Source organism: Micromonospora sp. NPDC049048 (assembly GCF_043197615.1).
Classification (GTDB): domain Bacteria; phylum Actinomycetota; class Actinomycetes; order Mycobacteriales; family Micromonosporaceae; genus Micromonospora.
Map to the genome: position 1 here is coordinate 371,099 of NZ_JBICTM010000007.1, position 17,114 is coordinate 388,212.

At 74.1% G+C, this 17,114-nt stretch carries 17 protein-coding genes and 2 pseudogenes; 10 read left to right on the plus strand and 9 right to left on the minus strand.

Going from position 1 to position 17,114, the window contains the following annotated elements:
- Positions 1–76: 76 nt before the first annotated feature.
- The 3 genes and pseudogenes from ACGFIG_RS23615 to ACGFIG_RS23625 form a co-directional block, all read right to left on the minus strand.
- Positions 77–907: pseudogene (locus ACGFIG_RS23615) on the minus strand (LAGLIDADG family homing endonuclease); the annotation flags it as partial.
- Positions 881–1,141: pseudogene (locus tag ACGFIG_RS23620) on the minus strand (DNA gyrase subunit A); the annotation flags it as partial. The pseudogenes ACGFIG_RS23615 and ACGFIG_RS23620, both read right to left, overlap by 27 nt.
- A gap of 29 nt (positions 1,142–1,170) precedes the next feature.
- Positions 1,171–3,228, minus strand: a complete 2,058-nt coding sequence (locus ACGFIG_RS23625; RefSeq protein WP_393006194.1) for a type IIA DNA topoisomerase subunit B — start codon at positions 3,226–3,228, stop codon at positions 1,171–1,173.
- Between the two features lie 492 nt (positions 3,229–3,720).
- Here ACGFIG_RS23625 and ACGFIG_RS23630 point away from each other — a divergent pair, with 492 nt between their 5' ends.
- A complete protein-coding gene (locus ACGFIG_RS23630) occupies positions 3,721–5,010 on the plus strand; it encodes a hypothetical protein (protein ID WP_393006196.1) in 1,290 nt (429 codons plus the stop codon).
- Positions 5,011–5,185: 175 nt separating this feature from the next.
- On the opposite strand, the gene ACGFIG_RS23635 is transcribed toward ACGFIG_RS23630, so the two are convergent.
- Both ACGFIG_RS23635 and ACGFIG_RS23640 read right to left on the minus strand, forming a co-directional pair.
- Positions 5,186–5,827 (minus strand): class I SAM-dependent methyltransferase, encoded by a 642-nt coding sequence (locus ACGFIG_RS23635; protein WP_393006198.1) that lies wholly within the window; start codon positions 5,825–5,827, stop codon positions 5,186–5,188.
- Positions 5,828–5,836: 9 nt separating this feature from the next.
- Positions 5,837–6,328 (minus strand): RrF2 family transcriptional regulator, encoded by a 492-nt coding sequence (locus ACGFIG_RS23640; RefSeq protein WP_393006200.1) that lies wholly within the window; start codon positions 6,326–6,328, stop codon positions 5,837–5,839.
- Positions 6,329–6,452: 124 nt separating this feature from the next.
- On the opposite strand from ACGFIG_RS23640, the gene ACGFIG_RS23645 reads away from it, so the two are divergent.
- From ACGFIG_RS23645 to ACGFIG_RS23655, 3 genes are all read left to right on the plus strand, one after another.
- Positions 6,453–7,709, plus strand: coding sequence for a globin domain-containing protein (locus tag ACGFIG_RS23645; RefSeq protein ID WP_393006332.1), 1,257 nt, complete (start codon positions 6,453–6,455; stop codon positions 7,707–7,709).
- Positions 7,710–7,930: 221 nt separating this feature from the next.
- Entirely contained in the window at positions 7,931–9,148 is a 1,218-nt protein-coding gene (locus ACGFIG_RS23650) for a glycosyltransferase (RefSeq protein ID WP_393006202.1), read from the plus strand.
- A gap of 53 nt (positions 9,149–9,201) precedes the next feature.
- Entirely contained in the window at positions 9,202–10,065 is an 864-nt protein-coding gene (locus ACGFIG_RS23655; RefSeq protein WP_393006204.1) for an alpha/beta fold hydrolase, read from the plus strand.
- Positions 10,066–10,073: 8 nt separating this feature from the next.
- Here ACGFIG_RS23655 and ACGFIG_RS23660 read toward each other — a convergent pair whose 3' ends face one another.
- Positions 10,074–10,244: a hypothetical protein gene (locus tag ACGFIG_RS23660; protein ID WP_172896549.1), complete on the minus strand. Its 171-nt coding sequence runs from the start codon at positions 10,242–10,244 to the stop codon at positions 10,074–10,076.
- 198 nt (positions 10,245–10,442) lie between these two features.
- On the opposite strand from ACGFIG_RS23660, the gene ACGFIG_RS23665 reads away from it, so the two are divergent.
- Both ACGFIG_RS23665 and ACGFIG_RS23670 read left to right on the plus strand, forming a co-directional pair.
- Positions 10,443–11,078, plus strand: a complete 636-nt coding sequence (locus ACGFIG_RS23665) for a hypothetical protein (protein ID WP_393006206.1) — start codon at positions 10,443–10,445, stop codon at positions 11,076–11,078.
- Positions 11,079–11,230: 152 nt separating this feature from the next.
- A complete protein-coding gene (locus ACGFIG_RS23670) occupies positions 11,231–11,596 on the plus strand; it encodes a hypothetical protein (RefSeq protein ID WP_393006208.1) in 366 nt (121 codons plus the stop codon).
- A gap of 50 nt (positions 11,597–11,646) precedes the next feature.
- Here ACGFIG_RS23670 and ACGFIG_RS23675 read toward each other — a convergent pair whose 3' ends face one another.
- The 3 genes from ACGFIG_RS23675 to ACGFIG_RS23685 form a co-directional block, all read right to left on the minus strand.
- On the minus strand, positions 11,647–12,171 hold the full coding sequence (locus ACGFIG_RS23675) for a DinB family protein (RefSeq protein ID WP_393006210.1): 525 nt from the start codon (positions 12,169–12,171) through the stop codon (positions 11,647–11,649).
- Positions 12,172–12,260: 89 nt separating this feature from the next.
- Positions 12,261–12,452 (minus strand): hypothetical protein, encoded by a 192-nt coding sequence (locus ACGFIG_RS23680; RefSeq protein WP_393006212.1) that lies wholly within the window; start codon positions 12,450–12,452, stop codon positions 12,261–12,263.
- Between the two features lie 109 nt (positions 12,453–12,561).
- On the minus strand, positions 12,562–13,473 hold the full coding sequence (locus tag ACGFIG_RS23685) for a DUF72 domain-containing protein (protein ID WP_393006214.1): 912 nt from the start codon (positions 13,471–13,473) through the stop codon (positions 12,562–12,564).
- A 158-nt stretch (positions 13,474–13,631) separates the two neighbouring features.
- Between ACGFIG_RS23685 and ACGFIG_RS23690 the strand changes: the two genes are divergently transcribed.
- From ACGFIG_RS23690 to ACGFIG_RS23705, 4 genes are all read left to right on the plus strand, one after another.
- Positions 13,632–14,396, plus strand: a complete 765-nt coding sequence (locus ACGFIG_RS23690; protein ID WP_393006216.1) for a hypothetical protein — start codon at positions 13,632–13,634, stop codon at positions 14,394–14,396.
- Positions 14,397–14,557: 161 nt separating this feature from the next.
- Positions 14,558–15,604 carry an NAD(P)-dependent alcohol dehydrogenase gene (locus tag ACGFIG_RS23695; protein ID WP_393006218.1) on the plus strand — a complete coding sequence of 349 codons (1,047 nt, stop codon included), beginning with the start codon at positions 14,558–14,560 and terminating at the stop codon, positions 15,602–15,604.
- A 24-nt stretch (positions 15,605–15,628) separates the two neighbouring features.
- Positions 15,629–16,144, plus strand: a complete 516-nt coding sequence (locus tag ACGFIG_RS23700; protein ID WP_393006220.1) for a 2'-5' RNA ligase family protein — start codon at positions 15,629–15,631, stop codon at positions 16,142–16,144.
- 121 nt (positions 16,145–16,265) lie between these two features.
- Entirely contained in the window at positions 16,266–17,102 is an 837-nt protein-coding gene (locus ACGFIG_RS23705) for a S1 family peptidase (RefSeq protein ID WP_393006222.1), read from the plus strand.
- The last annotated feature ends 12 nt before the right edge of the window (positions 17,103–17,114 follow it).

Sequence of the window (17,114 nt, forward strand, 5' to 3'; positions counted from 1 at the left end):
GGCCGTCGCTCTTGTAACCGATGCGTACCCAGGGCAGGAGCAACTCGGCGACCACAGCAGCATCCCGGCCGGTGACGGAGAGGCCGAGAAGCGGGCGGTGTCCGTCGCGTCCGCTGCTCCAGTGGTGACCGTGCACCCCCAGGTCGGCGAGCATGGAGTAGATCTGACGCACCAACACCTCGCTGGTGCTCACGAAGACGAGTTCGCGGTAACGCTTGCGGATGTAGCCGTCACCGTCGAAGAAGCCGGCGAGGAACGGCGACCACGCGGAACGATTTGCGAGCACGTCGTCGGGCACGCGCTTCGCGTGACTGAGTGGCGTGCCGGCCTCGAGCAGCCCCTCGTGCCTGGCGAACGTGAGGATGTGCTGGTCACGATGGCGCGGATCGCTTGCTTCGCGCTTGCCTCGGGAGGCGTTCAATCCGTTCGCGATGGCCCACCCGTGGGCCACGTCGAGCGGTTCTACGTCGCACATGTGCAGCCGTACGCGGCCGTCAGCGTCGCGAGACCGATCGACGGCGAAGCCTTCGGCCACCACGAGCCCACGGACATAGTCGTACGGGTCGCCGCCGGATGCGGGTGCCGGAGCCGCCCCGCGGCGCGTCCCGTACGCGACAGTGAGATGCCCAGTCAGGTCTCGGGCTTCCACCCACCGGACAGCCAGGTCCTCATCCACCACACGGAAACGCTGTCCGGGCGTCACGACCATGGTGTGGCCGTTGCTCCACGTGACCCGGACCAGCTCCGAATCCGGATTCCGATAAGCAGCGGCCACCGGGATGGCAGCCCCGTCGCCGTCCAACACGAGGTCACCGACGTCGACATCCTCGATCGGCCGCAGGCCCTCGGGCGTCGAGACCAGGGTCCCGGCGACGAAGCAGTCCCCGACGATGCGGGCGGACTTCACGTGCCCCCGGTCGGGGCGGTGGCCCTGCTCGTACATCGACCAGAGGATGCGCCGGTGCACCGGCTTGAGGCCGTCGCGGGCGTCGGGCAGGGCCCGGGAGTGGATCACCGAGAAGGCGTACTCCAGGTAGGAGTCGGAGACCTCGGTGACCAGCGGGTTGTCGAAGACCCGCGCGCCGGCCTGGTCGAAGGCGGACAGGTCCACCTTGGCGCGGTCGTCCTTACGGCGTGCCATCGTTCAGCTTCCCTCTCGGCGGGCGGTGCTCATGCGTCGATCGCCTCGCGGTCGACCCGGTCGGCGGAGTCGATGAGCCAGTTGCGGCGCGGCTCGACCTTCTCCCCCATCAGCAGTTCGAGGATCCGCTCGGCGGCGTCGACGTCGTCGATGGTGATCCGGCGCACGGCCCGGGTGGCCGGGTTCATCGTCGTCTCCCACAACTCGTCGGCGTCCATCTCGCCGAGACCCTTGAACCGCGGGATCGGGGTGACGATCTGCTTGCCGGCCTTCTCCAGCTTGCGGACCGTCGCCTCCATCTCCGCCTGGGTGTAGGTGTAGATCGTCTGCGGGTTGCGCCCCCTGGTGGTGATCTTGTGCAGGGGCGGCATCGCCGCGTAGAGGCGGCCGGCCTCAATCAGCGGACGCATGTAGCGGGCGAAGAGCGTGATCAGCAGGGTGCGGATGTGCGCGCCGTCCACGTCGGCGTCCGCCATGATCAGCACTCGGCCGTAGCGCATGGCGGACAGGTCGAACGTGCGGCCGGAGCCGGCGCCGAGCACCTGCACGATCGCGGCGCACTCGGCGTTGTCCAGCACCTGCTGGAGGTTGGCCTTCTGCACGTTGAGGATCTTGCCCCGAATCGGAAGAAGCGCCTGATATTCGGCAGATCGGGCAAGTCGCCCCGTCCCGAGTGCGCTGTCCCCCTCCACGATGAACAGCTCACTGCGCTCGATGCCCGCCGCGCGGCAGTCGACCAGCTTGGGCGGCATCGACGCGCCCTCCAGGGCGGTCTTGCGCCGGGCGGCGTCCTTCTGCTGCTTCTGGGTCAGCCGTACGCGCGCCGCGTCGACGATCTTCTGCAGGACCGTACGCGCCTCGGCCTTGGTCCGGCGGTCCTCCAGCCATGCCTTCAGGTGCTGCTCCACCAGCGTCTGAATCACCTTGGTGATGCCCGCGGTGGAGAGCTCGTCCTTGGTCTGCGAGGTGAACTGCGGCTCCGGGATCCGCACGTGCACGACCGCGGTCATGCCCTCCAGGACGTCGTCGAGGGTGGGCGGGTCCTCCTTGGCCTTGAGCAGGCCACGGGTGTTGCGGATGGCGTCGGCGAGGGTACGCGCCAGGCCCCGCTCGAAGCCCTTGCGGTGGGTGCCGCCGTGGGCGTTGCGGATGGTGTTGGTGAAGCACTCGACGGTGCGTTCGTAGCCCGTGCCCCAGCGGAAGGCCACCTCGACCTCGGCCCGTCGCTGCACGTTGGACTGCATGACGCCGTTGGCGTCGGCCGCGTTCTCCCGGTAGGTGCCCTCGCCGGTGACCATCAGCATGCCGGAGACGGGCCGGTCGCCGGCCGGAGCGAGGAACTCCACCATGTCGGTCAGACCGTTGGGGTAGTGGAAGCGCTCCTCGGTGGGCTCCTCGCCGGTGTGGTCGCGCAGCGTGTAGCTGACGCCCGGCACGAGGAACGCGGTGTTGCGCAGCTTCATCCGCACGGCGTCGGCGTCGAGCGTGGCGCCGGTCTCGAAGTAGCGCGCGTCGTGCCACCAGCGGATCGAGGTGCCGGTGCGCTGGCCGCGCTTCATCGCGCCGATGATCTGGAGGCCGGGGCCCGGGGTGAACGCCGCGTCGGGGCCGTCGCCGTCGAAGATCCCCGGCACGCCGTGCCGGAACGACATCGCGTGGACCTTGCCGCCCCGACGGACGGTGACGTCGAACCGGCGGGACAGCGCGTTGACCGCCGAGGCGCCCACGCCGTGCAGGCCACCGGAGGTCTTGTAGCCGGAGCCGCCGAACTTGCCGCCGGCGTGCAGCCGGGTGAGCACCAGCTCGACGCCGGAGATGCCGGACTTGGCGTGCACGTCGGTGGGGATGCCCCGCCCGTCGTCGTCGACCTGGACCGAGCCGTCGGCGTGCAGCGTCACCTCGACCTTGGTGGCGTGGCCGGCTACGCCCTCGTCCGTGGAGTTGTCGAGGATCTCGTTGACGAGGTGACCCACGCCACGACTGTCGGTGGAGCCGATGTACATGCCGGGCCGTTTGCGGACGGCGTCCAGCCCCTCGAGGTGCGTGAGGTCGTCGGCCCCGTACAGGGTCTCAGGCTCTGCGGTCAACTGGTCGTACTCCCAGGTCTCGGCGATGTGTGTGCCGCGTCCGACGTCGCGGGTCGGCCGGCGCGCCGCAGCGAGCCTAACCGGGAGTTGCGACAGGACGACGGCGCCCCGCAGCGAGGCACGTGCCCGTGGGGCGCGGGCCGGGGCGGGACCGGGCCCGGGATCGGCCCGGATGCGGCGTACGGAACCCCGTGACCGGTTTGCCGGCGAGCCGGCGGCGGGCGGCTCCGACCGGGACAACAACGACGCGGCGGCGGGCCTTCCCGAGCGGCGGGGTCGACGTCGGCCCCGCCCTCCGCGGTGCCCCCGCTCGGCGCCGAGGTCGGCCGTGTCGAGCGAGAGCGGCCCACCGGCGGGGCCTGGCCACGGCGGGGACGAGTGTGTCCTTCCTGGAGCGATTTTGTTACGGGCCATTGACGTCCGTCGCATCGGGGTGATGTGATCTTGCCCTCAGAGGATCTTTCACGTTTCGATGGACAGATGGAGGACGTCATGTCCAGGTTCCGTCGTACCGCACTGGCGGCGGCGCTCGCCGTCGCCACCGCCACCCTGTCGACCGCCGTCGGGTTGTCCGCCCAGGCCTCGGCAGCCCTACCCACCTCCCCGGTGCGCACCGCCGCGCTGCCCACCGCCGCGGTGGCGCTCGGCGACAGCTTCATCAGCGGCGAGGGCGCCGGGGCGTACACCCCGGTGACCGACGCCAACGGGGTCGCCCAGGGCTTCCCGGGCTGGACCGCCGCGAACAGCAACGCGTTCTTCTGCCACCGCTCGGCGAACGCCTCACTGCACCGGGCCAGCCTGCCGGGCATCCAGGCCCGGTTCAACCTCGCCTGCTCCGGCGGCCAGCCGCACGACATCGCCGCCGCCTCCTCGGCCCGCACCAACGGCCGTCAGGTGGCCGCCCAGCTCGACCAGCTCCGCGCGGTAGGCCAGACCCACGACATCGACCTGGTGCTGCTCGGTCTCGGCTCGAACAACAGCTCGTTCACCTTCGGCGACGTCGCGGTGAAGTGCGCCAACCGGTTCATCGCCGACGCCTGGACGGGCTGGTGGGAGTTCTGGGCCTACCTCGGCGGGCCGGTCCCGCAGGAGCCGTGCACGGACGCCGACCTGGCCACGGCCGCCCAGTGGAGCGCCGCGACCGCGGAGACCGTCTCGGCCGTCCGCCAGATCCTCGCCACGCTGCGCGAGATCGACGCCGACGGCCAGCACCGCATCGTCTTCCAGGACTACACCAACCCGCTGCCGCTCGACCTCGAGGCGCGCTTCCACGAGGAGGACAGCCGCGACGACACCCGGGACAAGTTCCGCGCGCTGGGCGCCGAGCGGTACGCGGCCGGCTGCCCGATCCACCGGGCCAGCCTGCTGCCGGGGCACCGCTTCTCGCAGGGCCTCGGCACCCTGGTGAAGTCCACCCGGGACACCGTGGCCGCCGAGTTCCCCGGCGCCGACCTGGTCTACCTGAACGTGCAGCGGGCCTTCGACGGCGCCCGGCTCTGCGAGTCCGGCACCAGCCCCACCGGAGCCCTGGCCACCCCGATCCGGCTCCAGGACAACCCGCCGAACGGCGTCTTCGTCACCAGCCTCTCCGGCAAGGACAAGATCGCCATCCAGCGGATCGCGAACACCTGCGTGAGCTACTTCCAGACCTGCCAGGAGTCGTGGCACCCGAACGCCGCCGGCCACCAGGTGCTCGGGCAGTGCCTGACGGGCGCGGCCACCACCAGTGCGCGTTCCGTGGCCTGCGTGCGCGCTGCGAACGGCTCGATCTCGGTCTCCTGACCGCGTCGGCGGAACCCCGTGCCGTCCCGGCGCGGGGTTCCGCCATGTCCGGGGCCAGACCGGCCAGCGCCAGGGGCAGACGGGCCAGGGCCGGGAGCAGACGGGCCAGGGCCGGGAGCAGACGGGCCGGGGGCCGGCGCGGTCGGAGGCCGGCGACGGGGCTGGCCGACGGGGGTCAGTCGCGGGTGGCCACGCCGAGCACGTGCGGGGCGGCCGGGCCGGTGAGCCGGCTGTCGGGAAAGCGGAAACGGTCCAGCTCGGTGACGGAGAAACCGGCGGCCCGGATCGCGGCCACCGTGTCGCGGCCCGTGTGGCAGCCGCCGCAGAGCAGCGGCCAGAGGGTCGCGTCGACCAGCCGCTGCGCGCGGCGCAGGCCGGGAGTCTGCGCGCGTACGTGCTCGAAGAAGCGCAACTGCCCGCCGGGCCGCAGCACCCGACGGGCCTCGCGCAGCGCGGCGGCCTGGTCGGCTACCGAGCAGAGCACCAGGGACAGCACCACCGCGTCGGCGTCGCCGTCCGGCGCCGGCAGCGCCTCGGCGAGGCCGTCGACCACCTCCACGGGTACGGGCGCACCGGCCGCCGCCCGGCGGGCAGCCGCCCGGAGCCGGGGTTCCGGCTCGACCGCCAGCACCCGCCCGACGGTGTCCGGGTAGTGCGCGAAGGTACGGCCGTTGCCGGCGCCGACCTCGATCACGCGACCCGCGAGGCCGGCGACGAGCCGCCGCCGATGGGTGGCCGCCCCGGCGCGGTCCATCGCCACGCTCGCCCGCTCGAACACCCGGGCGAACACCGGGTGGGAGACCGTACCGTCGGACATCGTCCCTCCTCAGACGAGATCGGGAACGGCCCGCCGGGCCACCGGGGACGGCGGCGCGGCGGATGCCGGCCGGGCGTGGGACAGACCGAGGGCGAGCAGCGCCGGACCGGTCGGGCCGTCGACGAGCCCGCCGAGGGTCACGCCGTCCAGCACGGCGAGGAAGGCGTCGCGGGCGCGCCGTAGCTCGCCCCGCAGCCGGCACGACGCGCGCAGCGAGCAGACCGGCTCGTCGCAGGACACCACCTCGTCGTCGCCCTCGAAGGCCCGCACCACGTGCCCGACCGTGACGTCCCCGCCGCCCTCGGCGAAGGCCACCCCGCCGGAGCGGCCCCGGATGGTGACCAGCACCCCGAGCCGCTGCAACCGCTGCACCACCTTGGCGACGTGGTTGCGGGGCAGGCCGAGCTGGTCGGACAGTTCGTCCACGGTCATCCGTCGCGGGCTCGCGGCGGCGAGCATGGCGATGCGCAGCGCCATGTCGGTGGACCGGTTGAGCTTCACGTCCCGACCCTAGCCAGCGCGGTCGAGCGTCCACCACGGCCGACCGACCCCCGGATGTGATCCGGACGACCTTCGACCCGGGACTTTCGACCCTGAAGAGGTATTTCCGTTACCTGTTTTGCTGTTGGGGCCCGAGTGTTCAGCCCAGAAGGAGGCAGTCGTGCTCTCGGAGTCCTCAGCAGCAGTGGTGACGGCGACCCTGCCCGCCGTGCAGGCGCACGGCGAGGCGATCACCGGCCGGTTCTACCAGCGGATGTTCGACGCGCACCCCGAACTGCTCGACATCTTCAACCGCGGCAACCAGGCCACCGGCACCCAGAAGGCCGCCCTCGCCGCCGCCGTGGTCGCGTACGCGGAACACCTGACCGGGGGCAGCCATGCGCCGTGGGGGCCGATCCTGGACCGCATCGCGCACAAGCACGCCTCACTGGGCATCACCGCCACCCAGTACACGATCGTCGGTCGGCACCTGCTCGCCGCCGTCGGCGAGGTGCTCGGCGACGCCGTCACCAGCGAGGTCGCGGCTGCCTGGGACGAGGTCTACTGGCTGCTGGCCTGTGAGCTGATCGCCCGGGAGGCCCGCCTCTACACCGAGGCCGGGCTGGCGGAGGGCGAGCCCGTCTGGCGGGACTGGCGGGTCGTCGACCGGGCCACCGAGGCGGTCGACGTCGTGTCGTTCACCCTGGTCCCGGCCGACGGCGGGCCGGCGCCCACCTTCGTCCCGGGCCAGTACACCTCGGTCGCCGTGGACCTGGGCGGCGGGCGCGGTCAGCAGATCCGCCAGTACAGCCTCTCCGGGCGGCCCGGTGCCGACCACTGGCGGATCACCGTCAAGCGCGTACGCGCCACCGGCGACGGTCCCGACGGCATGGTCTCCACCTTCCTGCACGAGCAGGTGGGCGTCGACGACACCCTCCGGCTCAGCCCGGCGTTCGGCGAGGTCAGCGTGGTCTCCGGGGAGGGGCCCCTGCTGCTGGTCAGCGCGGGCATCGGCCTGACGCCGGCGATGGCCGCGCTGGAGCACCTGGCCGCCACCGAGCCCCAGCGCCCGGTGGTGCTGGTGCACGCCGACCGGGCCGGCGCGGCGCACGCGTTCCGCGGCGAACTGCCGCGCCTGCACGCCGCGCTGCCCAACCTGCGCACCGCGCTCTGGTACGAGGACCCCACCGACGGCGAGCTGGCCGGGGTCACCGCCGAGTTGGCCAGCGGCTGGGTCGATCCGGCGCTGATCCCGCTCGTCCCCGACGCCCACGTGCACCTCTGCGGGCCGCTGCCGTTCATGAACACGGTCCGGGGCGGCCTGCTGCGCCGGGGGGTGCCGGTGGAGCGGATCGCCTACGAGGTCTTCGGGCCGGGCATGCTCCGCGACGACCGACCCTGACCGGCTGTCGTCGGCCGATCACGGGCGGTGGGGCGGTTCGCCCCGCCGCCCGCCGGTGTCTGCACACCCGACCGACGGCCCGCCAGGACGAACCGGGCAGGTGGCGGTTAGGAGGGGAGGGCGGGGGTAGGGACTCCTGCGGCGGGGTCCGCCAGGCGGCGACGAGACGCCCCGGGGCTCGACCGGGTCCCCGCCGACGGGCCGGCCGATGGAGGAAGTAGATGCGCATCGCGATGATCTCGGAGCACGCCAGTCCGCTCGCCGTCGGAGGGGCGGAGGAGACCGGCGGTCAGCACACGCACGTGGCGGGGCTGGCCGCCGCCCTGGCCGGCGAGGGCCACGACGTGCGCGTCTACACCCGTCGGGACTCCACCGTCCCGCCCGACTCCGTGCTCACCGCCGACGGCTACCAGGTGTGCCACGTGCCCGCCGGGCCGGCGCTGCGCGTACCGAGGGACGAACTGCTGCCGCACCTGGGCGAGTTCGGACGCTGGCTGGCCGGCCAGTGGCGCGAGGGCGACTGGGTGCCGGACGTGGCGCACGCCCACCACTGGACGAGCGGGCTGGCCACCCTGCACGCCGGCCGGCGCACCGGAGTGCCGGTGGTGCTGACCTACCACGGCCTCGGCTCCGTGAAGCGACGGACACAGGGCGCCCGGGACACCAGTCCACCGGGCCGGATGGGCTACGAGCGGGCCCTGGGACGGGCCGCCGACCGGGTCATCGCGCAGTGCCAGGACGAGGTCGGCGAGTTGGTCCGCCTCGGCGTACCCCGGTCCCGGATGACGCTGGTCCCCGGCGGCGTGGACCAGGAACTGTTCCGCCCCGAGGGGCCCGTCGCCCCCCGCGGTCCGGCCCGCCCGCGCATCATCACCGTGGGCCGGATGGTCGAGCGCAAGGGCCTCCAGGACGTCGTCCGGGCCCTGCCGGCCGTGCCGGACGCCGAGTGCGTGGTGGTGGGCGGCCCGCCGGCCACGCTGCTCCCCGCCGACGGTTTCGCCCGCCGGCTCCGCGCGCTCGCCGAGTCCTGCGGCGTCGCCGACCGGGTGAAGCTGCTGGGCAGGCTGCCCCGGGAGGAGCTCGCCGCCTGGTACCGCTCGTCCGACCTGCTGGTCGCCGCCCCCTGGTACGAGCCGTTCGGGCTCACCCCGCTGGAGAGCATGGCGTGCGGGGTGCCGGTGGTGGGCACGAACGTCGGCGGGATCGCCGACAGCGTGGTCGACGGGCTGACCGGCGACCTCGTGCCGCCCCGGGACACCCGCGCCCTCGGCACCGCGGTGCGCCGGCTGCTCGCCGACAAGGTCCGGCGCTTCGCGTACGCCACGGCGGCGCTGGACCGCATCCGCAACCGGTACTCGTGGAAGCGCTGCGCCGAGCAGCTCAGCACGGTCTACGCCACGGTCAGCACCATCGGCCGCCCCGCTCCGGCGGTGGCGTGACGCCCACCACCCCACGGTTACCCGCCGGTAGTGAAGGGCCGTAGCCTGGGGCGGTGAACGCGACGGGGGAATACCGGCGGGAGTTCGTCGAGGTCGACGGGGCCCGCCTCGGGCTACAGGTGTATCCCGAGCCGGACGGCGTCACCGACGCCCCGTTGGTGCTGATCATGCCCGCCATGGGCGTCCGGGCCCGCTACTACCGGCCGTTCGCCGCCGCGCTGCGCGCCGCCGGGCTGGCCGTGGCGGTGGCCGACCTGCGCGGCACCGGGGAGAGCACCCCGGCGCCGAGCCGCGCCTGCCGGTACGGCTACCCGGAACTGGCCGCCGACGTGGGCGCCGCGCTGGCCGCGCTCAAGACCCGGCGGGACGGACGCCGGACGCTGCTGCTCGGGCACTCCCTCGGCGGGCAGGCCGCCCTGCTACGGCTGGCCGTGCACGGCGAGCCCGACGTCGACGGGCTGGCCCTGGTCGCCGTCGGCGTGCCCTGGTGGCGCAGCTTCCCGGGCCTGCGCGGGTACGGCGTCCTGCCGTACACCCAGACGATCGCGGCGACGGCCCGGCTGCTCGGTGTCTGGCCCGGCTGGGGCTTCGGCGGCCGGCAGGCGCGCGGGGTCATCCGGGACTGGGCGTACACGGCGCGCACCGGGCGCTTCCCGGACCTGGACGGGGTGGACGCCGAGGCGGCCGTACGCGCGCTGCGCACACCGGTGCTCGCGGTCAGCGTCGACGACGACCAGTACACCCCGCATCCGACGGTCGACCACCTCTGCGCGAAGCTGTCGGCGGCGCCCGTCGTCCGCGAGCGCTACACGCCGACGCAGTCCGGCACCCGGATGGACCACTTCACCTGGGTACGCGCCAGCGGGCCGCTGGCGGCGCGGGTGGCCGACTTCGCCGCCGGCCTGCCGGCCCGCTGACGGGCTGATCACTCGTCGGTGTCGACGGGCACCATCTCGCCGTCGCGCTCCACGCGGGTCTCGCCGCGCTCCGCGGGCGGCGGCACCTGGGCCGTGGTCTTGCGCGGATCGTTGTCCGGGTGCATCAGCACCGCGTCGGTCGACGCCGTCTTCTCCCGGCTCTCCTCCGGCTGCGACATCGCTACCCCTCTCGTCGGTCGTCCGACGACCTACCCGCCACCGGCCCGCCGACTCCTCCCGGCCCCGTCCGGTCGTCGGCCGGCACGAGTACCGGGCCCGGTATCTGCGCTGCCGGGGCGTATCAGCAGGTGACGGGTGGGATTAGCGGACCGGGCGGCGGGTATGCCGCACCGCCCGACACGGTGGAAGGGGATCAGATGTCCGAACGGCACACCGCACTGCGCTCGATGCACGATCTGGGCCTGGCGGCCTGGTTCGGAGGCTCCCTGATGGGAGCGTTCGGCGTCAACGGCGCGGCGGCACAGATGAACGACTCGACCCAGCGGCTGCCGATGGCCTCGGCCGGCTGGGCGCGGTGGACCCCGGTGAACGCCGCGGCGATCGGCGCCCACCTCGCGGGGGCCGTCGGGGAACTGGTGACGGAGAGCCCTCGGGTGGCCGCCCAGTCGGGGGTGGGCCGGGCCAGCACGCTGAAGACGGCGTTGACGGTCGGCGCGCTGGCGGTGACCGGCTACAGCCGGCTGCTCGGCATGCGGTTGGAGAAGGCCGGCGGGCCGCCGGTCGAGGGGGTCACCGAACCGAACTCGCACACGCCGTCGAACGTGGCGTCAACCCAGCGGCAGATGCGGATGCTCCAGTGGGCGGTCCCGGCGATGACCGGGGCGCTCATCGTGGTCACGGCGTACATGGGCGAGCAGCAGAAGCCCGGCGAGGTGCTGCGGGGCATGCTCAGGCGCGCCGGCGGCATGCGGAACGCCCCGTGGGGGATGGGCGGGCTCATGGCGATGGGCAATCCCATGCAGAAGCGGATGGCGAGGTCCGGTCGCTGCTGACCGGCGTACCGCCGATGGGCGTCCCGCCGACTCCTCGGCGGCGGGGCGCCGCTTCGCGTTCCCCCGCCCGCGCCGGAATCACCGGCGAGGCATGACGGCCCCGGTGACGGGGATTCGGAGCCGGTACCGACGGACCGACCAGCGAGGTGGCCATGACGGCAGGAGACGGACGCGGCGGGGACCGACGCCCACCGGAGGCGACCACCGCCTGGGTGACCAGGGACGGGCTGGACGCGGAGCCGCCGTGGGGCACCGGCGGGCACGACCCCATGGACGAGGGCAGCGAGGAGACCGCCGTACCGGAGGGGCGGCGCGGCGAGCGGCGGGCCGGCGAGCCGGCGGGCGCGTCCGGCCCCACCGGGCGGCACCACTTCGGCCCGGTCGAACCGACCCCCACCCGGCCGGCGGGCCCCGGCGCGCCACCGGACCCGGCGCCGGCACGGCGGTCCTTCCCGGACGCCGCCGACGTCGAACCCCGGACGGAGGACGCGCTGCGGACCAGGGGTCGACGCTCCTGACCGGCCCACGGGTCGCCCGGGCCGCGAACGGCGGCAACGTGCCCTGGTGGTCAGGCGCGTTCGGCGGCGCGCAGCAGGCGGAGTTGACCGATCTCGGCGGCGTTCTTCATCAGCTCGGCGTTGACCCAGCCGAGCGTGTGCGCCACGGTGTGCTCGTCGTCCTGCCACGGGAACGTGGCGGTGCGGTCGAGGTCGGCGTCGGTGAGGCGGTCGAGGTGACCGAGCCACTCGGCGCGCAGGGCCCGCAGCCAGGCGACCGTCGGCTCGCCCGCGCCCGGCCATCCGACGTCGGCGCGCCCCCGTGGTGGCCGTCCCCCGAGGTGGTCCATGGCCACCGTCCACCACCAGCCGATGTGCCACGACAGCCAGCCGATCGTCGGCACCGGCACGGGGTCGGGTTCGGTGTCGGCCCAGTCGGGCGTCCACCCGCCGGAGGGGCCGGGACGCATCGTCCAGCAGTGTGCGGTCGGCGCCCAGAGGAAGTCCGCCGCCTCGATGCGTTCGAGGTGGTATTCGAACAGCGACCACGTCAGGTCGAACTGCCAGCGCAGAAGCGCACGGGAGGTTGCCGCCATGCGGGCGATCATGCCCGAGGCGGGCGGCCCGGTCGACGGGATATGGCCGGTGGCCGCGCTTTCCCCCACGCCCGCGCGCGGATCGCCACTCAACCGCCGTCGGTGTCCTCCCCGGCGACCTCGGTGGGGTCGTCTGCCACGGGGTGACCGGTGTCGTCCACCAGGGCGGGCGCCATGCTCCCGCCGTGGGCGTCCTGCGCCTCCCGGGTCTCGCGCGCCGCCGCGTCCTGCGGTACGCCCGGCGCCGCCTCCCCGGTGTGCCCCTGCCGCTGCTCACCCATCACCGTGCCCCCTTCCGTCGCGCACGGCACCGGCGGTACCCGTGCGGCTGGCGGGATAACCCTCCCGGCGTGGCCGATCCGGCCCCGACCGCCCGGGTGGGATCCGTGGTCAGGCCGGCGAGCCGGCGCCCGCCCGGTCCCGACCCACCGGCCGTACGCCCAGCAGTTCCGCGAGCCGGGCGGCGTCACGCTGGGCCTGGTCGTCGCAGCAGTTGTTGAACAGCGCGTGCAGCTCCCCCGCCTGCCCGGCCAGCTCGACGAGCAGCTCCGACCAGCGGCGCAGTTCCTCGTCGCCGTACGCGTAGCGGAACTTCTCCTGCTTGTCTCCCGTCTCCCAGGCGGTGCTGTGTCCGTGGAACCGGACGACTGCCAGCTCCGCCGTGGCGTACAGGATCGGCGGCACCGACGAGGGATGCCCCTGCGGCATGTCGACGCAGACGAACGACAGCCCGTGGTCCCGCAGGAACGCGAGCGTGTCCAGCGCCGCCGTACCGTCGAACCAGGACCCGTGGCGCAGCTCGACGGCGACCCGCCACGGCCGGCACCGCTCCGCCAGTTCGGCTATGCGCCGCTCGGCGGCGGCCCCGCGGGCCAGCCAGGGCGGAAACTGGAGCAGGACCGCGCCGAGCCGGTCGGCCGCCGCGATCGGCTCCAGCGCCGCCCGGAACCGGTTCCACAGCTCGTCGTACGCGTCCGCCGGAAGGTCCCGACGTCGGATCCGGCCCGGGCCACCGGCGGGCCGCAGGTCGCGCGGCAGCGCCGCCACCGGTGTCGGGTGGCCGGTGAAGAGGCTGAACGCCTTGACGTCGAAGGTGAAGCCTTCGGGGGTCGCGTCGACCCAGCCCCGCGTCGTCTCCGGTACGGGGACGGCGTAGTAGGAGGTGTCCACCTCGACCAGCGGGAAGCGCCCGGCGTAGAAGTCGAGCCGACCGGCCGGGGTGTTGGCCGTGCGGGGATACCAGCCCGAGCGCAGCAGCATCCGGTCCGCCCAGGACGACGTGCCCACCTTGATCACACCCATGTGATTCAGTGCACCCCGGACCGGACGAATCGGCAACTCGTGGCGGAAAGCCGGCAGCCCGACCCCTCCCCGGGCCTGCGGATCGTCGGAGGTCACCGCCGACCGTGTGACGGCCCGGCGGCCGGTGGCGCTGAGAACACGAGATGAAAGCACACCGGATGGACCAGGAGACCGCCGAGCGACTGCTCGCCGGTCTCGTCGCCGACTCCAGCGACGGGGCACGGCCCGTCGCGGGGCTGTTGGCGGCGGTACGTGCCGCGCCGCGCGCCAGCGAGCTGGCCGGGGAGGAGTCCGTCGTACGGGCCTACCGGCTGGTCCGGGCCGGGACCCCGCCCGTCCTGCCGGGGCGCGGCCGGCCCGCCCTCGCGGGGTTCGGCGTCCGCGCCGGGTTGGCCGGTGCCGCCCTAGCCCTCACCAGCGGGGTGGCCATCGCCGCCACCGTGGGCGCGCCGTCCCACCCGCTGCGGGCTCCCGCGCCCACCACTCCCGTGCCCGCCCCCACCGCGGATGCCTTCCGCACCGCGACTCCCGACCGGCCGTCCACCCCGGCGGGCGGCGTCGACGGCCGGGTCGGGCCGGACGTGACGGTCACCCCCGGCCCGCACGACAGCCCGGCCGGCCGGGCCGGCGTCGACCCGACGGGACGGCCGGGTGCCGGCGCCACCGGGCAGCCACCGGGCCTCGGCGTGACGGGACAGCCACCGGGTGCCGGCGCGACGGAGAAGCCGCCGGGCTCCGGCGCGACCGGACGGCCCGGAGCCGACCCGACCGGCCGACCCGGTGCCGGAGCCACCGACCGGCGGCCGTCGGCGTCGCCGTCCGCGTCGGAGACGCCCACCCGACCGTCCCGCCCCGGCCCCGCCGACGTCCCGCCGGTGCTGAGGCCACCCACCGAGACACCGCCCGGCGTCGACGCGGGTTGACCGCGCGGCCCACCGTGAGCCCGTCACCACCGACGGCTCCCGCCCGGGCGCTACGCTGCCGGCGACCCACCCGGACGGGGTGAAGCCGGGTGGTTTGGCCGGTCGCCGAACGGGCAGCCGGCAGGTGGACCCCGAGGCCGGCTGAGGACAGGAGGCGTCCCATGCGCGCACTACGGTTGCCGAGCTGGAAGTCGGAGCCCGAGCTGGTCGAGGTCGACGAGCCGACCCCGGGCCCGGGTCAGGTGGTCGTGAAGATCGGTGGCGCCGGCGCCTGCCACTCCGACCTGCACCTGATGCACGACTTCGAGGCCGGCGCGGTGCCCTGGAACCCGCCGTTCACCCTCGGCCACGAGAACGCCGGCTGGGTGCACGCTCTCGGTGCCGGGGTGAGCGGGCTGACGGTGGGCCAGCCGGTGGCCGTGTACGGGCCGTGGGGCTGCGGCACCTGCGCCCGCTGCCGGGTGGGCATCGACCCGTACTGCGAGAACGTGGCCGAGGCACCGGTGCCCGGCGGGGGCGGCGGCCTCGGCCTGGACGGTGGCATGGCCGACTACATGCTGGTGCCGCAGGCCCGGCAGGTCGTGCCGCTGCCCGACGGGCTCGACCCCGTGCTGGCGGCGCCGCTGACCGACGCGGGGCTCACCCCGTACCACGCGATCCGCCGTTCGTGGCCCAAGCTGGGCCCCACCAGCACCGCCGTGGTCATCGGCGTGGGCGGGCTCGGGCACGTCGGCGTGCAGATCCTCAAGGCCACCACCTCGGCCCGGGTGATCGCGGTGGACACCCGCGAGGACGCGCTGAAGCTCGGCGAGGAGTGCGGCGCCGACCTCACCCTGCTCTCCGGCGCGGACACCGCCCAGGAGATCCGCCAGGCCACCGGCGGCCGGGGCGCCGACGTGGTCCTGGACTTCGTCGGCGCCGGCCCCACGCTCGCGCTCGGCGCCGCTGCCGCCCGCACCGTCGGGGACCTCACCATCGTCGGCATCGGCGGCGGCACCCTGCCGGTGGGCTTCTTCACGGTGCCGTACGAGGTGAGCATCCAGACCACCTACTGGGGCAGCCGGCCGGAGCTCATCGAGGTGCTCGAACTGGGCGCCCGGGGCCTCGTGAAGCCGAAGACCAGCACCTTCTCGCTGGAGGAGGCGGTCGTCGCGTACGAGAAGATGCGCGACGGCACGCTCGAGGGCCGAGCCGTCATCGTGCCGTGACCGCCGCGGCCCTAGAATGATCATGTGGTCGCGGCGCTGGAGCTCTACCTCGACACCGACGCCACCCGCCGGATCCGGGTGCTCTGGGACGCGCTGGAGTCCGAGGGTGTGCAGAGCATGCGATCGCTGCTGGAGCAGCGGCACCGGCCGCACGTCTCGCTCGCCGTCGCGCCCCGCTTCGACCCGGAGCGGGTCGCGGCGGCGCTGCACGGGACGGTGGTGGCGGCGCCGCTGCGGCTGAGCTTCGCGCACGCCGGGCAGTTCGTCGGCCGGGTGCTGTGGCTGGGTCCGACGCCCACCGCCGACCTGCTCGCGCACCACGCGCGGGTGCACGGCCGGCTGGCCGAGGCGGGGATCCCGCTGGTCGAGCACTACCGGCCGGGGCGCTGGGTGCCGCACTGCACGCTGTCGATGCGGGTGCCGAACGCCCTGATGGCCGCCGCCGTACGCCGCTGCCTGGAGGTGCTGCCGCTGGAGGCGACCGTGGTCGGCGCGGCCCTCACCGACCACGCGCGGGGCATCTCCCACCCGCTGCCGTAGCCCGACCGCCCCGACGACGTCGGTGGCACCCGCACGGGCCGGACCGAACCGCCGCTTGTCCGTGTCACACCCGGGGGTGGATCCTGTAGGGAATCGACAGAAACGAATCCATGGAGGTTCGATGCGTCGTCTCCCGCTCGCCCTGCTCCCCCTCGTCGCGTTGCTGCTCGGCCTGCCGGCGCCCGCCCACGCCGACGCCGCCCCCGTCGCGGCCACGTTGGCGGAGGTCCGCACCGCCGGCACCGCCTGGGGCCTCGACCCCGCCACCGGCCGGATGACCCTGACCGTCGACGACACCGTCTCCGCCCGGGACGTGGCCGCGCTGCGGGCCACCGCCGCCCGGACCGGCGCGCTGCTCCGGCACGAGCCCGGTGAGCTGCGCCTGCTCATCGCCGGCGGGCAGGCGGTCTACGGCGGCGGCGGGCGGTGCTCCCTCGGCGCCAACGTCCGCAGCGGCAGCACCTACTACTTCGTCACCGCCGGGCACTGCACCGCCGCCGGCGCGACCTGGTACGCCAACAGCGCGCAGACCACCGTGCTCGGCAGCCGGGCGGGCAGCAGCTTCCCCGGCAACGACTACGGGCTGGTCCGTTACACGAGCCTCGTGGCCCACCCGAGCGCCGTCTACACCTACCCCGGCCTGGTCACGATCAACAGCGCCGGCAACGCCTACGTCGGCCAGGCGGTCTGCCGCAGCGGGTCCACGACCGGCGTACGCTGCGGCACGGTCACCGCGCTCAACGCGACCGTCAACTACGCCGAGGGCAGCGTCACCGGGCTGATCCGGACCAACATCTGCGCCGAGCCCGGCGACAGCGGCGGACCGCTCTACGTCGCCGCCACCGGCGTCGTCCTCGGCATCCTCTCCGGGGGCAGCGGCAACTGCACCTCCGGGGGCACCACCTACTACCAGCCGATCATCGAGATCCTGGCCGCGTACGGCGTCACCGTCCCCTGAGCCGGCACGTGC